Here is a 15,620-nt window from a genome sequence, read left to right on the forward strand (position 1 = left end):
TAAAAAAGGGGACGAATCGCTTCGTCCCCTTTTCTGTTGAAACCGTTACGGTTAACTGCGTACTTTGCGGTATACGAACAGCACTACGATGGCACCGATAACAGCGACCACAAAGCTTCCGAAGTTAAACCCATCGACGCGGCCGAAGCCAAACAGCGTACTGATCCAGCCACCCACTACGGCACCGATAATACCCAGAACGATAGTCAGAATGAAACCGCCACCGTCTTTACCCGGCATAATCCACTTCGCCAGAATACCCGCGATTAAGCCAAAGACGATCCAGGAAATAATACCCATCTGTTGCTCCTTCCTTTTTATGATTAAAGCGTGAACGCCTGATTTATCAAGCGGTTTACCGCGATAAGTATAGTCAGCTTTTTGAAAAACGCCTCACGGGTCACACTATTTTTTAAGAATTCAGCGACTAAAGCTTTTTTTTGCCGCGCCGATAACCGGGATGAGGCAAAAAAAAAGCATAAATACAGTAACCCCTAGCGGAGCAGGACGTGAAAGAAGCCGACCAGGAACAATATTTAAAACGTGGCACGCTGGCGGTTCTGGGCGTGATGAAAGATCTGCTGCGCCTGCAGACGCCACTACTGGTGCGCTTCGCGCGCGGGCAGTTTATCAGCCGGATGCTGGCTGCCGATGAAGATCGCCTGCTGTTTGACCTGGGCAGTAATAATCTGGATAACGAATACGCCCTGACCAGCGACGATCTCAGCATTACCGCTGAAACCTATGGCGCGAAGGTAGAGTTCAGCCTCGCTTCACTGGAAAGGGTGGAGTTTGAAGGATTGCCCGCCTTCAGCGCACCGTTGCCGGAGCTGCTGTGGCAGATTCAGCGACGTGAGTTTTTCCGCGTCTGCGCGCCGCTGGAGCCGCAGTTCTGGTGTCATACCCTGTGGCCAGATGGCAGTAAAACGCGCCTGCGTTTACAGGATCTGTCACTGGGCGGCATCGGCGTGCTGGTGGATGAGCCGCTGCCGGAAGGCTTACAGAACGGCGACAGCTTCAATCCGTTCCGGGTCGAGCTGGGCGAGTATGGTATTTTTGAAGTGCCGGTGAAGCTGCTGCATATTGGCGAGCGTTGCGTGGTGACCCGCAAGAACGAAACCCGTATTACTCCCCGACTGAGCTTTCGTTTTGCCACGCTGACCCCGGCGCAGGAGCGGCAGCTTCAGCAGATTATTTTTGCCCTTGAGCGTCTGGCTCGCGATAAATCAACCCGCTTCCAGTAACCGCTTTCTGGATGCGCCACACAGGTGGGCCGCATCCAGGCTATGCTTCTTGCTTGTTTTCTTACAAACCGGAAACCAGCAAGGAGATCTTCCCCAATGGAAAACTGGCTCTCTTCACGTCGTTTTCACTCCCTCTTTTTTAATCAGGAATTCTGGCTCAACAGCGCCATCGTAGTCGTTTCCACGCTGGTGATTTACTGGATATTACGTACCCTGATTCGCTTTATCTCCAACCGGATTGCGCTTTACAGCGAACATCGTCATGTCCGCGTGACCGCGATTCTGGTGGAGATACTGCGCAGCACCAGCCAGACTCTGCTGCTGATCTTTTCACTGCTGATTGCCCTGAAGTTTGTGGATCTGCCCGCGTCCTGGAGCGTGACCATCGCACACGGCTGGTTCCTGGCGCTGATCGTTCAGCTCGCGCTGTGGATCGACTGCGGCATCCGGCTCTGGCTGAAAAGTCTGCTGCGCGATCCGCTGCACGTGCGGAACCCGGTGACGACGGTAATCCTTGGGATTCTGCTGCGGGTCGTGGTCTGGATCATGATGTTTCTGGCCATTCTGTCGAATATGGGTATCAACATTACCGCACTGGTCGCCAGCCTGGGCGTCGGCGGGATTGCGATTGCGCTGGCGATTCAGACCGTGCTGAGCGATGTGTTTGCGTCGCTGGCGATAGGCTTCGATAAGCCGTTCGAGCATGGCGATTTCATTGTCTTTGGTGATATAGCCGGTTCTATCGAGCATATCGGCCTGAAGACCACCCGACTGCGCAGCCTGAGTGGTGAGCAGATCGTCTGCTCAAACACCATTCTGTTGCAGCAGACCATCCACAACTATAAGCGTATGCAGCAGCGCCGCATCGTGTTTAAGTTTGGCATCAGCTACGCCACGCCTTCTGAGCAGGTGCGCGAGATCAGCCCGCTGGTGAAAGAGATTATCCAGGGCGTTGAGACCACTCGTTTTGACCGCGCCCACTTCCTGGCTTTTGAGGATTCAAAGCTGACTTTTGAAGTGGTCTATTTTGTGCTGGATGCAGATTACAACAAGTACATGGATATTCAGCAGGAGATTAACCTGCAACTCATGGCGGCGCTGGAAGAGCGTAACATCCGCTTCGCCTTCCCGATCCGTCAGGTTGAGTTCAGCGGGGGTAATTTGCCGCCGGTGGATCTGGTTGCCGTGGAAAGTGACGATGGCGAAGTGCGCAGAATGGCGCGCTAAGCCCATGCCCGCCCTCCTCTCCTGAGGATGGCGGGCCATGAAGCCGATGCGGTAAGAACCGTGATCGCATCGGCTGTCCCACCTCGCTCTAATCACGCTCTGCGATTCACTCTCATCGTTTACTGATGCCGGTAACAACTTACGCCGAGATACTCTCTGAATGCTTCCTGCAGCACACCGGCCGTGGCCGAGTGGTTCATCGCGACATGATGCTCAAAGCCATTGCGGCAGATCCACGCCAGCAGCGTCTCCAGCTGCGGCACCTGAATGACCGCGCGACAGCCGACCGTGTCCAGCGGATCGGTGACCGACATCCCTTCGCCCACATAGGCTTTGATTTCGCCGCTGAAGTCGTCGGTCGAGAGGCGAAAATAGGTGAGATCGCCCTGCTTCATCCGGCCATGCACCGCGCCGCAGGTGTTCTCTTTGCCCACGGTGGTGCCAATAATGTCCGCCGTGCCCATCGTTGGTGACTCCAGACTGGCGCTGGCAAAATTCCCGCAATGAAACAGCACACATTTGTCCCGCTCGTCGCCAAAGTTGTTGTTCCAGTCCGCCAGTGAAGCAGGACTCAGCGAACAGCTGGCAAGTGCATACATCGACAGCGCACCCATCACGTCCACTTCACAGGCGCTTGGCATCAGTTGACCCGACATCACACTCATGATTGAGCAGACGTTGATGCCCAGGTTTTCCTGCAGCGACGTCCAGCACTGAATGGCAGTCGTGTCGATATCGTTGTCGCTAATCCACTCGCTGATCACCACAAACAGTTTGGCCATGGTCACCAGTTTGTCGCCCGGAATACCGCGCGCATCGGCGTTGGCTTCCAGGATCTCACGCTTCTCTGCCACGCGAATATCGTCATCGCGCAGCCTGTTGGTGCGGGTGAAGATCTCCGATAGATCCAGGGTTTCTACCGCGATGCCCATCTTCTCCAGCAGCTTTTCGCTGTAGCGCACGGTGTTGAATCCGGCGGGCCGCGCACCAATCGCGCCGACACGCACCCGCCGCATCGCATTCACTACCCGGCAGAGCTGGCTGAAGCGCTGTAAATCCTGCTGAAAAACTTCGCCGCTCAGGGCACAGACGTGCTGGCGGGTCAGGGTAAACGGAATGCCATATTGCCGCAGGTTGTTGCAGAGCGAGATTTTGCCGCAGAAGCTGTCGCGTCGGGTCGCCAGCCCCATTTTATCCAGGTTGTCCTCTTCCGCCTGCACCAGCACCGGCACATTCAGCCCGGCCAGACGCAGCGCCTCGGCAATGGCCTTTTCATCACCAAAGTTAGGCAGCAGCACCACAATGCCGTGAATCGCTTCGCGATGCTGGCGAAACAGCGCCGCGCAGGTTTTGGCCTCCTGTCGTGTCTCGACGCCACCCAGATTGGTCTGGGTTTCATCCAGCATCACCGTATTGATGTTCATCTTTTCAAACAGCGTAACCGCCTGCTGGCGCGCCTCGCCCACCAGATAGCTGGGGAAAAAACCCCGGTTGCCAATAATGACACCGAAGGTTAACTGCTGAGGAAGTGTTGACATGGCTCTGCTCCGGTTAAGGATTAATGTGGCTGATAACGACAGCGTGCAACAGCGTCAATCCAGCCTTTATAGTTTTCCTGCATACGCCGCGCGTGCTCTTCACGCGGCATGATGACGCTGCCGCCCTGCAGCGCCTGCATATCACTGCCCTGCTGCCACCATCCCAGTACTTTGCCCGCCAGCAGCGCCGCACCCAGCGCGGAGACCTCGGCGGTCGGCACCCGCTGCAGCGGCCGCTGTAACACATCCGCCTGTAGCTGCATCAGCCAGCTGTTTTCCGTGGCGCTGCCATCCACACAGAGTGCCGGGAGCTGCTGGCCGCTGGCCTGCTCCATTGCAAAAAAGACGTCGGCGATTTGCCAGACGATCGACTCCAGCGCGACCCGTGCCAGTACGTCGGGCGTGGCGGCGTCCGTCAGTCCGCACACCATGCCGCGCGCCTGCAGATCCCACCAGGGCGCGCCCAGGCCGGAGAGCGCCGGGACAAAATAGATGCCCTGATTGTCGTCGCAGCGCTGCGCCATGTCGGTCAGCGCGCGCGGATCCTGCACGCCGAGCAGTTTGCCCAGCCAGGCAGCACCGGAACCGGTGTGGGTGATATTGCCTTCAAAGGCATAACGCAGCGTGCCGTCGTGCCAGGCCACGGTGGTGCTGAGGCCATTTTCCGTCAGCAGCGGCGTCGCCATCGACATCATCAGTGAAGAGCCGGTGCCGTAGGTGGCTTTCACCACTTCTGACTCGCCGCGCCGCTGCGCCTGCAGCGCAGCATGGGAGTCACCGATGCGTGCCAGAATGGGCGTGCCGGGCGCTAAGCCGGGAATGTCACGTACCGCGACCACGCCCTGTTGGCTGGCGGAAGAGGTAATACGCGGCAGTGCGGCGCGCGGTAGCTGAAACAGCGTCAGCAGCTCGTCGTCCCAGTCATTGAGATGCAGGCTGTAAAGTTGAGTACGGGCGGCGTTGGCGTGATCGGTAACGAATATCTCGCCTGCGCTGAGCTGCCAGCTGAGCCAGCTATCGACGGTGCCGATGCAAAGCTCACCGGCTGCGGCCCGCGCTGCGCCGTCGGGAATGGCGGCCAGCATCCCGGTCAGCTTGGCGGCCGGAAACATCGGATCAACGGCCAGCCCGGTTAAGCCGGTGATACGTGGCGCTTTGCCCGCCTGATGCAGATCGCGACAGAATGATTCAGAGCGGCGATCCTGCCAGCTCACCAGTGGTGTCAGAGGCTGACCATCACACCGCTGCCAGATCAGCACCGACTCGCGCTGATTGCTGATCGCCACGGCCGCGACAGGCGCGCCAACACAGGCTGACAGACACTGGATGATTGCCTGCTTTACCGCCTGCCAGATTGCCATAGGGTCCTGCTCCGCCAGTCCGGGCTGAGGATGTTGCAGGGTTAAACTCTGGCTGCCGCGCGCCACGACGCGGCCACTGCGATCCACCGCAATCGCCTTGGCGTTGGTGGTGCCTTCGTCGATCGCCAGAATCAGGGGTCCCACCATGTTTATGCTCCTGCGCAGATGCGTGCTGCACTGTTAACTACGCTGCTGGCATCAATGCCATGACGGGCGCGGGTCGAGGCGCGATCGCCGGCAATCGCATATTCGCCATCCGGAATGCCGAGCCGTAACAGCGGGATGCCGCAGCCGCCTTCCGCCAGCACTTCGGCCACCAGGCTGCCGACACCACCATTGACGTTGTGCTCTTCTACGGTAATCACCGCTGGGTAGTGATTTAACAGGTTACTCAACTGTTGGGTATCACAGGGACGAATCGATGGAACCGCGATCACACCGGCTGAAATGCCCTGTTCAGCCAGTTGCTCAGCGGCGTGAACCACCTCGTGAACCGTTGAGCCCATGGCCACCAACGCGATGTCGCTGCCTTCCCGCAACAGGTCGATCGCACCCGGCCTGAACCGGTAGTTTTCGTCGTGCAGCTGCGGCAGATCTTTGCCATCCAGACGGATATAGACCGGGCCGACATGCTCAAGGGCGTAGTCGATGATCTGGCGGCACTCCAGCGGGCAGGAAGGCGCATAGATCTCGATATTGCCGAAACCGCGCATCACCGCGATATCATCAATGCTGTGGTGGGTGCTGGCTAACGGGCCATAGCTGGCCCCGGCATTCAGCCCGAACAGTTTGACGTTGGTGTTGTTGTAACAGACGTCAACTTTCACCTGCTCATTGGCGCGTGATACCAGAAACGGCGCGGCGTTACAGGTCACCGCAACTTTGCCGCCCAGCGCCAGCCCGGCCGCTGTGCCCACCAGCGTCTGCTCGGCGATGCCGACGTTGATCAGCCGGTCGGGAAACGCTTTGATGAAGGGGGCGATTTTGGCGGTAGAGGTGGAGTCAGCTACCACCGGCACCAGATCCACGCCGCGATTCACCGCGTCAATGAAAGCCGTCACCATGACGCTTGCTAAATGTTGTGCATTACTCATCTTTCAGTTCCTCCAGTGCCAGCGCGATCTCTTCGCCTTTCGGCACCCGGTGATGCCATTCGGCTTTGCTCTGAATAAAGGAGATACCAAATCCCTTTTCGGTATGTGCCACGATCACCTGCGGCTTGCCGTTCTTTGGCAGGTTTTCAATAGTGTCGACGACCGCCGCCATCTCATTGCCGTTGCACTCGGTGACCTCGAGGCCAAAAGCGCGCCATTTTTCCGGCAGCGGATCGGTGTTCATGATGTCGCGGGTCGCGCCGGCCAGTTGCAGCTTGTTCTTGTCATTAATGATGATCAGGTTGTCGAGGCCGTAATGCGCCGCGACCAGTGCCGCCTCCCAGTTGCTGCCTTCGGCCAGCTCACCATCACCAGTCACCACAAAGATGCGACGCGAACTGTTATCTTTTTTCGCTGCGATAGCGATGCCCACCGCCACCGGCAGGCCGTGTCCCAGCGCGCCGGTATTCAGTTCAACGCCAGGCGTTTTTTGCCGCACCGGATGGCCGGGCAGATGTGAGTCGGCATGCTGATACGTTGCCAGCCAGTCGGCTGGAAAGTAGCCCGCTTCCGCCAGCACGCAGTAATAGCCGCCCACCGCGTGCCCTTTGGACTGGATATAGATGTCACGCTGATCGTCGTCAGTACGATCCGGGGCGCAGTTCAGAATGCGGAAGTAAAGCGCGGTGAGGATCTCCACCTGCGACAGATCGGCACCGGTATGACCGCCTGCCGGGCTACCTGCATTTAGCTGGATGATGCGACGACGGATAGCACGTGCCCGACGCTCAAGGTCTTCGACAGGAAGATTGAAAGGATTCATACACTACCTCTGAATTTTAAGTCGGTTATGAATATATATTCAAATCGGTTAAAAAAATTTCTGCCAGAAAAGGTGTGCCTTACACTGGCACTCCCCTTTGTCTGCCCCTCTGCCCGTTAATCCGGGCAGGCCATCCCCGTGAGCAGAAACATGCAGCAGTCCCGCCTGCCTGGCTCAGCGCGTTCAGGATTTTGCCGGTGAGCCCTCCTCGATTAATGCTTTCTGTGCCACCACCGCCGCCTTCTGCTGCATCCGGCTCTGCGTCTGATCGATAATGACCGCGATGATGATGACAATGCCCTTAATAACCATCTGCCAGAATTCGCTGACGCCCATCATGATCAGGCCATCTGCCAGAAAGCCGATGACGAACGCCCCAATCAACGTGCCGACAATGGTGCCGCGTCCGCCCGCCAGCGAGGTGCCGCCCAGCACCACGGCGGCAATCGCGTTCATCTCAAACGCGGTGCCGTTCGCCGGATGGCTGGCGACCAGTTGCGATGAGACCACAATGCCGGCAATGGCTGCGCAGAAGCCCGACAGCGTGTAGACCAGAATTTTCACCTGCCGGGTTTTCACCCCCGAAAGTTCAGCGGCACGCTCGTTGTCGCCGATGGCATAGACCTGACGGCCAAACGGCAGACGACGGGCGATATAGGCGATGACCATCGCCAGCAGCACCATCATCCAGATGGCATACGGCAGCCCGAGAAACGTCCCCGCACCAATCCTGTCGAAACCGGTATTGCCCAGTAGCGGATTCCCCTGCAAACCGGGAAAGGTCTCGCCGCCGGAGGTGAGCATTGCCGCGCCGCGCAGGATGTACATGGTGCCGAGGGTGCAGATAAAGGGGGCCACGTTGTAACGGGTAATGATCCAGCCGTTGCCCGCGCCAATCAGCGCGCCGACCAACAGCACCACCGGCACAATGACCCAGACGCTGGGAAAGATAGCGATGCCAAACATCGGCAGCACAATCCCTTTAGTGATCAGCCAGCCGGCGATCATGCCGCACAGCCCTAAGGTGGCCCCAATCGACAGGTCAATGCCTGCGGTGATAATGACAAAGGTGATGCCCAGCGCCAGAAAGGCGTTGATGGCGATATGTTTCACCATGATCACCAGGCTGCCGGTAGCGAGAAAGTCCGGCACGGTGATGGCGAAGAAGCCGACAATCAGAATCAGCGCAATAAAGGTGCGCAGTTTCAGAAGCAGCAGCAGAATGCTTTCGCGTGAACTGAACGCTTTAGCCGGGAGTGTGTTCAGCGCGACGCTGTTATTGCTTTTCATGCTCAGAACCCCTGCGCACTTGCTTTCACCAGCGCTGCCTCTTCCGCCTGGTCGCGGGGAAGATCAGCCGTAAGTTTGCCGCCCGACATCACCAGGATGCGATCGGCTACCGCCATAATCTCTTTCAGGTCTGAGGTGGAGAACAGCACGGCTATGCCCTGCTGTGACAGCGCCACCATGGTACGAAACACCTCGGCTTTAGCCCCGACGTCAATGCCGCGGCTCGGCTCGTCCAGCAGCAGCAGACGTGGGTTGGTCAGCAGCGCACGGCCAATCACCACTTTCTGCTGGTTGCCGCCGCTGAGTGCACTGATGGCGACATCAGGCGAAGAGATTTTGATCGCCAGTTTGCCCACCGTCTGGTTCACTGCCTGCTGCTCCGCCTGATGCGCAATGGCAAAACGGTGCGACAGCCGCCGCCACAGGCTGGCGATGGTGAGATTACTGGCGACCGAGGAGACCGGAAAAATCCCGGCGCGTTTGCGATCTTCCGGCACCAGGCTCATGCCCATGCGGATGCGATCGGCGGTCGGCAGACGGGTTGGCAGCGGTTTACTGTCAAGCCACAGCCTGCCGAGATAGTGGCGCTGGCTGCCGAGCAGACACTCAAACAGTTCAGTGCGACCCGCGCCCATCAGGCCGTAGATCCCGACAATTTCCCCAGCCCGCACCTGAAAACTAACGTCATCCACCAGCGTATTGCCGTTGGGGCTGACGCAGGTAATATGCTCTGCCTCCAGCACCGGCGCGCCAGACTCACGCCGATCCGGCAAAAAGGTCGTGACCGGTTCACTGCCCAGCATCTCGCGCACGATCCACGGCACATCAATGGTGCTGACCGGTGCTTCCGCCTGGAAACGTCCGTCACGCAGAATGGTAATCACGTCACCAATTGCCATCAGCTCCTCCAGCCGGTGGGAGATATAGATGAGGGTCACGCCCTGTTGCGTCAGGTCGCGGATCACCCGGAACAGGATCTCCACTTCGGTTTTGCTCAGCGCGGAGGTCGGCTCGTCGAGGATCAGAATGTCTGCATCTTCCGCCAGCGCTTTGGCGATCTCCACCAGCTGCTGCTGACCCACTTTGAGATTGCCGACCCGCTCAGTGGGCGAAATCGGCTGGTCGAGTCGTGCCATCAGTGCGGCGGTGCGGCGTGCCTGCTCCGCCTCATTGATGGGTGACAGGCCGCGCTGGATCTCCCGGCCCAGAAACAGATTCTCCGCCACCGTGAGGTTTTCAAACAGATTCAGCTCCTGATGCACCATGCCGATACCGTGCCGGGCAGCGTCACGGGGGCTGCTCAGCGTCAGCGGCTCGCCATTCAGGAACAGCGAACCGGCGGTGGGCTGCTGTACCCCGGCCAGAATCTTCATCAGGGTTGATTTTCCCGCCCCGTTTTCACCGATGATGACGTTAACTTTGCCGCGCCAGACCCGGTAGTCGACGCGATCCAGCGCCAGCGTGCCGGGAAACAGCATTGATATCTGCTCGGCCCGCAGAATGATCTCATCGTGCATCAGGGTGTCCCCCGCTTCAGCTCAACCGCCACCACCTCTTCAACGCTGTCGTGACCGATGCTCACCGCCAGCAGCGCCTGCACCGACTGGTTGACCCAGCTGGCATCCAGCGGCGGCAGTTGCTTCACTGCGTGACGGTTCAGCGCCCGCGTCAGTTGGGCGTACTGCACCTGATTCGTAAACTCCTCGAAACGGAACCCGGCGGCGTCGCGAATAGCGTTGCTGCGCAGCACCGGCCCGACGCTGACTGCCACCGGTTTACCGTTGATCGTCAGCGTTAGCGTGCGTTCACGCGGGTTACTCTCATCAAAGGCGCTGGCCGTCCCGCTGGCCCGTACGAAGACGCTTTCACGCCCGCCGGGTTTAACCGTCTGACTTTTCGCCTCCATGTCGGCCCAGCTCAGCGCGTGGCTGTTCGCGGTGGTCATTACCCGCGGCTGCCAGGTCTCCTCCGCAATCTGCTGTGGCGTCCGGGTGGTATAGCTGGGCTTCGCGTGCGGATCTTTCGGCAGAATCGGGTTACCGTCCGCATCCAGATCCACCACGGTGCAGGCGCTGAGCAGCGCCATACCGATCGATAACGCCAGTATCCGTTTCATGGTTATTTCGCCAGGTTGAAGTTTTTCAGCTTAGCGGCGTTGCTGTCGTCAATCAGCACACAGTCCATCAGCTGCTTCTCCTGTTTCTGCGCTTTGCCATTTTTCAGGTAGTAGTCCGCCTGCGTGACCGCCATCTGCGCCTGATCCCAGCCCGGCTGCAGTACCGTCGCTTTGATGTTGCCTTTGTTGAGGATCGAATCGCGGGTGTAGTCGCTGCCGTCAAAGCCCACCACGATCACCGAGGTTTTCCCGGCGGCTTTCAGCGCGGCTTCCGCGCCCAGCGCCATGGTGTCGTTACCGGAGATCACACCAACGATGTTGGGGTGTTTCTGCAGCAGAGTTTCCATGCGGCTGAAGGCTTCGGTCTGGCTCCAGTTAGCGCTCTGCTGCGCCACCATTTTCAGGTCGGTGTAGTCATCCAGCACGTCGTGATAGCCCTGCGACCGCACGCCCGCGTTGGTGTCAGACTCCTTGCCCAGCAGTTCAACGTACTCGCCTTTGCCGCCCAGCAACTTTGCAAATTTCTCTGCACCCAGCTGCGCACCCTGATAGTTATTGGAGACAATCTGCGCCACGGCGATACCGGTTTTGTTGATCTCACGGTCAATCAGAAAGGTCGGGATACCGGCATCTTTGGCTTTCTGCACCGGCCCGACGGTGGCATCCGCGCCGGCGTTATCCAGAATGATCGCTTTCGCTTTGCGCGCAATCGCGGTCTCAATCAGCTGGTTTTGCTTGTTAACGTCATCGTCGTGCGACGCCACCAGCGTGGCGTAACCCAGCTCTTTAGCTTTGGCTGATGCGCCTTCTGCCTCGGCTTTGAAAAACGGGTTGTCATGGGATGGGGTAATAATCGCCAGCAGGCCTTGCTCTGCCGCCAGCGCCGTAGCAGAAAAAGCGAACATCGAAGCCAGCAGGGTCAGTTTAATCAGAGGACGAGTCATTATTTTTCTCCGCTTGAATATATATTCACATGCGATTTTATATGCATAATGACTATGCGCCTGCGCTGACGCGCCGTCCAATGCGCGATCGTTAAAAAGCGAAAACGATCACAAATTAGCCTGCGTTGTGATTTTGATCATCCTGGTTAACAATACCGGGCAGATTCAGAGAGGGAAAAACCGATGGCAAAACAGGATGAACAGCGACTGATGGTGAAGATTGCCACGCTTTACTATGTCGAAGGACTAAAGCAGTCAGAGATCGCGCAGTCGCTAACCCTATCGCAGTCGTTTGTCTCACGCATTCTTAATCGCAGCGTGAAAGAGGGTGTGGTCAAGATCAGCGTGGTGCCACCGGCCAACGTCTATCCGGAACTGGAAAAGGCGATTGAGCAGACCTACAACCTGCCGCAGGCGATTGTAGTGGATGTGCCGGATCAGGCGTCGTCACTGCAGATTAAGCAGGCGATTGGTTCGGCGGCCGCTCACTACCTGGAGACACGACTGCGTAACGATGAGCTGATCGGGATTTCGTCGTGGAGCGGCACTATCCGGGCGATGGTGGATGCGCTGCATCCGCTCAACAGCGCCTGTAAGGGCGTGATCCAGCTGCTGGGCGGCGTCGGCGCCAACGGCAACGTGCAGGCTACCATTCTGACCCAGAATCTGGCGGCGCTGCTGAACTGCCCCGCCTGGCTACTGCCGTCGCAGTCGATTGAGCATTCGGTCAGCGATCGCCAGCGGCTGTCGGCCAATGCCGAGGTTGCCGAAGTGCTGAGTAAATTTGAGCAGGTCGATCTGGCGATTGTCGGCATCGGCGATCTGGAGCCGTCGGCGCTGCTGCGCAATTCTGGCAACTACTACGATGGCAAAATGCTGCAGACGCTGGCGGCACGCGGTGCGGTCGGTGATATCTGCCTGCACTATTTTGACGCCTGCGGCCAGCCGGTATTGAAAGCTGAAGAAGATCCGGTGATAGGAATGGAACTGGCGCAGGTGAAACAGTGCCCACAGGTCGTCGGGCTGGCTGGCGGACGGGAGAAAGCGCAGGCGATTCGCGGTGCGCTATTGGGCGGTTATATCAAGGTGCTGATTATCGACTATCCCACGGCGCGGCTGCTGCTCACGCCGCAGGCGTAGTCAAAACGGGTCAGATGGTGCGGTAAGCGGTAGTGACTTTCCAGAGATAGCGCGGTGCCTGCGCCGCCGGATGCTTGTTCTGCACATGCTGATAGAACTCATCCGGTGACATGGCATTGATCATCGCAATGGCCCGCTCGCGGTCGCGGGAAAATGTTCGCAATAGCGCACCGGCACCGTTGGCATAAGAGACGATAGTGGCGTAGCGCAGGGTCAGCGGATCGCGGATGCCCGACAGCGCAGAGTCCTGCAGGATGCGGATATAGGCGGTGCCAATATCAATATTTTTGGCCGGATCGCGCAACTCGGCATTCGACGGCTGGCCCCTGCGGCCCAGCGTGCGATAGACTTCTCGCCCCGCAGTCGACGCTTTGATCTGCATCAGCCCTACCGCATTGGAACGGCTCACTACGCCCGGATTTCCACCCGATTCGACACTGATAATGGCGCTGATCAACTTCTCATCAACGCCATAATGACTGGCGGCATCTTCGGTAAACATGGCCCAGGTGCCATTGACGCTGGAAGGCGGTGCCTGCGTTAACGGCGTGTTGCGCTGCTTAACGGCATGGTGCGGTGGCTCGCTGGCACAGCCAGTCAGGAGTAACGCCGAGAGTATAAGGTGTCGGATTTTCAGCAATTTTTCGTCTCATCGCGGTTGTGGCGAATGCTATCATACCCAGGCAGCCTGAGAGCAAAATTACCGTTTATCCTAAATAGACGATTATGTGGCACGCACCGTGACTTCAGCGGAGGTTTTCGCCATCATCGCCGTCAGTCATGAGCGCTAACAGCAGGAAAGTATGATGATTTCACGTTCAGTTCGTCTTATCTCCCCCTCCGGTTACTGTCACAATCAGCCTGCGGCGCTGCAGGGCATTGCGCGTCTGCGTGCGGCGGGCCATCAGGTGGAGAATGATCAGGTGATTACCCGCCGTTTTCAGCGCTTCGCCGGAACGGATGCTGAACGCCTGGCGGATATCAACCAGCTTGCCAGCCTCACTACGCTGCCCGACGTGGTGCTGGCGGTGCGCGGCGGTTACGGGGCCAGCCGGTTACTGGCGTCCATCGACTACGTCGCCCTGCAGCGCCGTCTGCTGAATCAGCCGCTGGCGCTGTGCGGCCACAGCGACTTCACCGCCATTCAGCTGGCTCTGCTGGCGCAGGTCGGCCTGATTACCTTTAGTGCGCCGATGCTGGCGGGTAATTTCGGTGCCGCGACCTTATCTGAATTTACCCTGCACCACTTCTGGCAGGCACTGACATCACCTACAGTAGAGGTGAACTGGCAGAGCGAAACGCCAGACCAGGGCGAGTGGCAGGGTACGCTGTGGGGCGGGAATCTGGCGATGATCTGCTCACTGATCGGCACGCCGTGGATGCCGCAGATTGAGAACGGTATTCTGGTGATAGAGGACGTGAATGAACATCCGTTTCGTATTGAACGCATGCTGATTCAGCTGGAGCAGAGCGGCATTCTGGCACGTCAGCGGGCAATCGTCACCGGCAGCTTCACCAGCACGGCCCTGTCGGAATATGACAATGGGTTTGATTTCAGTACCGTCTGGCAGCGCGTGCGTGACACTACCGGTCTTCCGGTGATCTGTGGATTAGATTTTGGTCATGCCGCCGACACCGTCACACTGCCGCTGGGTGCCAGCGCACGATTAGCGGTCAGCCAGGGCAACGCCCATTTGCAGGCGACCGGGCATCCCGTCCTGCGGAAATAGAGAGCGTTTCAGGAGATCGACATTGAAGCCGTTGTATGACGATTTGTGGATCTCAACCCCGGAATTCCCGGTGGAAGATGCCGTTAATGACCTGATGATGCATGGCTTTATGCTGCGTCACCCGCGCGGCAATCTGCTGATTGGCCGCGTAGAGAACCCGCTCGATCATGAAGTGATTGCCGATATCGGCGGCGTGATCCGTCACTATCTGACCCACTGGCACGAATCCGCGCCTGGTACGGCGGTGATCCAGCAGCGGTTTAGCAGCGCGCTTTACTGCCACAGCCGCTCATTAGGCCCCATCAGCCGTTTTGCGGAGCCTGATGACACCTTTTCGCAGCCGGAGACGCACTTCGGCGATTTCCATCTGCTGCCAACGCCCGGACACACGCCGGGCAGTTGCAGCTTTCTCTACACCTCGCCGCTGGGGCTGACCTATCTGTTTGTCGGCGATACCGTAACCCGTTCTCATGACAACTGGATCACGGTGCTGGTGCCGGACAGTAATCCGGCTGAACTGAGTCAGACGCTGGAATTTTACCGCTCGCTGCGCCCCGACGTGGTACTGATGAGCACCACGCGCGGCCATCTTTCCTGGAAAAAAGTGACGCTGCAAAGCTGGCTGGCTGCCATTGATGAAGCTGAACAGCATCCCCTGGATCTGCGGGAAAATCCGCTGTTCTGATTACAGTTCTTTGGTCAGATAGTGCCGCTGATGATGATCCATGTAGTTCGCCAGCGTGAGCCGCAGGGTGTAGCCAAGTTTTTCATAAAACGGCCGCGCCTGAAAACTGGCGGTATCCACCTGTGCATAGCGGCAGCCGCGATCCCGCGCCTCCTGCTCGGCAGCCTGTATAAGCCTGCTGCCTGCCCCCTGTCCGCGCTGCGCCTCACTCACCCAGAGCATATCAATCCGCAGCCAGTTACCGGTGGTTGAGCCGGTCAGCCCGGCCAGCTTTTTGCCCTGTTCGTCACGGATAAACACCCCAATTGACCTGATCGTATTCACATCAATAAATTTGCTGTTGAAGGCGTTGAGACCCAGCCTGACCTCATCCAGATCCTGCGCGGTAACGTTGTCGGTAATCTCAGGTTGCATAGTGGCTCCAGAGG

At 58.3% G+C, this 15,620-nt stretch carries 16 protein-coding genes; 5 read left to right on the forward strand and 11 right to left on the reverse strand.

Translation table 11 applies throughout. The features are described 5' to 3' along the window. Positions 1-51 precede the first annotated feature (51 nt). A complete protein-coding gene (locus tag F3I20_RS03420) occupies positions 52-300 on the reverse strand; it encodes a GlsB/YeaQ/YmgE family stress response membrane protein (protein WP_013357556.1) in 249 nt (82 codons plus the stop codon). 209 nt (positions 301-509) lie between these two features. On the opposite strand from F3I20_RS03420, the gene F3I20_RS03425 reads away from it, so the two are divergent. Continuing rightward, positions 510-1,244 (forward strand): flagellar brake protein, encoded by a 735-nt coding sequence (locus F3I20_RS03425; protein WP_150009591.1) that lies wholly within the window; start codon positions 510-512, stop codon positions 1,242-1,244. Positions 1,245-1,340: 96 nt separating this feature from the next. Further along, the gene (locus F3I20_RS03430; protein WP_150009593.1) at positions 1,341-2,471 is read left to right on the forward strand and encodes a mechanosensitive ion channel family protein; all 1,131 of its coding nucleotides are present in this window, start codon (positions 1,341-1,343) and stop codon (positions 2,469-2,471) included. A gap of 119 nt (positions 2,472-2,590) precedes the next feature. Here the strand turns inward: F3I20_RS03430 and F3I20_RS03435 are convergent, their stop codons facing one another. The 8 genes from F3I20_RS03435 to F3I20_RS03470 form a co-directional block, all read right to left on the reverse strand. Next, positions 2,591-4,009, reverse strand: a complete 1,419-nt coding sequence (locus tag F3I20_RS03435; RefSeq protein ID WP_150009595.1) for an L-fucose/L-arabinose isomerase family protein — start codon at positions 4,007-4,009, stop codon at positions 2,591-2,593. Positions 4,010-4,029: 20 nt separating this feature from the next. Further along, positions 4,030-5,517: an FGGY family carbohydrate kinase gene (locus tag F3I20_RS03440; RefSeq protein WP_150038171.1), complete on the reverse strand. Its 1,488-nt coding sequence runs from the start codon at positions 5,515-5,517 to the stop codon at positions 4,030-4,032. Positions 5,518-5,519: 2 nt separating this feature from the next. Continuing rightward, positions 5,520-6,464 carry a transketolase family protein gene (locus F3I20_RS03445; protein WP_150038172.1) on the reverse strand — a complete coding sequence of 315 codons (945 nt, stop codon included), beginning with the start codon at positions 6,462-6,464 and terminating at the stop codon, positions 5,520-5,522. Continuing rightward, positions 6,457-7,287, reverse strand: coding sequence for a transketolase (locus F3I20_RS03450; RefSeq protein ID WP_150009601.1), 831 nt, complete (start codon positions 7,285-7,287; stop codon positions 6,457-6,459). The genes F3I20_RS03445 and F3I20_RS03450 overlap by 8 nt, the downstream gene beginning before the upstream one ends. Before the next feature lie 183 nt (positions 7,288-7,470). Beyond that, positions 7,471-8,577: an ABC transporter permease gene (locus tag F3I20_RS03455; protein WP_150009603.1), complete on the reverse strand. Its 1,107-nt coding sequence runs from the start codon at positions 8,575-8,577 to the stop codon at positions 7,471-7,473. A gap of 2 nt (positions 8,578-8,579) precedes the next feature. Beyond that, a complete protein-coding gene (locus F3I20_RS03460) occupies positions 8,580-10,094 on the reverse strand; it encodes a sugar ABC transporter ATP-binding protein (RefSeq protein WP_150009605.1) in 1,515 nt (504 codons plus the stop codon). Next, positions 10,094-10,693, reverse strand: coding sequence for a DUF2291 family protein (locus F3I20_RS03465; RefSeq protein WP_150038173.1), 600 nt, complete (start codon positions 10,691-10,693; stop codon positions 10,094-10,096). Before F3I20_RS03465 ends, F3I20_RS03460 begins: the two co-directional genes overlap by 1 nt. Positions 10,694-10,695: 2 nt before the next feature. Then, positions 10,696-11,637 carry a D-ribose ABC transporter substrate-binding protein gene (locus F3I20_RS03470; protein ID WP_150038174.1) on the reverse strand — a complete coding sequence of 314 codons (942 nt, stop codon included), beginning with the start codon at positions 11,635-11,637 and terminating at the stop codon, positions 10,696-10,698. Between the two features lie 183 nt (positions 11,638-11,820). Here F3I20_RS03470 and F3I20_RS03475 point away from each other — a divergent pair, with 183 nt between their 5' ends. Further along, positions 11,821-12,777: a sugar-binding transcriptional regulator gene (locus F3I20_RS03475; RefSeq protein ID WP_013357545.1), complete on the forward strand. Its 957-nt coding sequence runs from the start codon at positions 11,821-11,823 to the stop codon at positions 12,775-12,777. A gap of 10 nt (positions 12,778-12,787) precedes the next feature. On the opposite strand, the gene emtA is transcribed toward F3I20_RS03475, so the two are convergent. After that, positions 12,788-13,417: a membrane-bound lytic murein transglycosylase EmtA gene (gene emtA / locus F3I20_RS03480; RefSeq protein WP_150009611.1), complete on the reverse strand. Its 630-nt coding sequence runs from the start codon at positions 13,415-13,417 to the stop codon at positions 12,788-12,790. A gap of 166 nt (positions 13,418-13,583) precedes the next feature. Between emtA and ldcA the strand changes: the two genes are divergently transcribed. Together ldcA and F3I20_RS03490 are read left to right on the forward strand one after the other, a co-directional pair. Further along, entirely contained in the window at positions 13,584-14,507 is a 924-nt protein-coding gene (gene ldcA, locus F3I20_RS03485) for a muramoyltetrapeptide carboxypeptidase (protein ID WP_190285893.1), read from the forward strand. A 22-nt stretch (positions 14,508-14,529) separates the two neighbouring features. After that, positions 14,530-15,192, forward strand: coding sequence for an MBL fold metallo-hydrolase (locus F3I20_RS03490; RefSeq protein ID WP_150038175.1), 663 nt, complete (start codon positions 14,530-14,532; stop codon positions 15,190-15,192). Here the strand turns inward: F3I20_RS03490 and F3I20_RS03495 are convergent, their stop codons facing one another. After that, complete coding sequence (locus F3I20_RS03495) at positions 15,193-15,606, reverse strand: GNAT family N-acetyltransferase (RefSeq protein ID WP_150009617.1); 414 nt, start codon at positions 15,604-15,606, stop codon at positions 15,193-15,195. Positions 15,607-15,620 lie beyond the last annotated feature (14 nt).

The sequence above is a fragment of the Candidatus Pantoea gossypiicola genome, assembly GCF_008632075.1.
GTDB classification, from domain to species: Bacteria; Pseudomonadota; Gammaproteobacteria; order Enterobacterales; family Enterobacteriaceae; genus Pantoea; species Pantoea gossypiicola.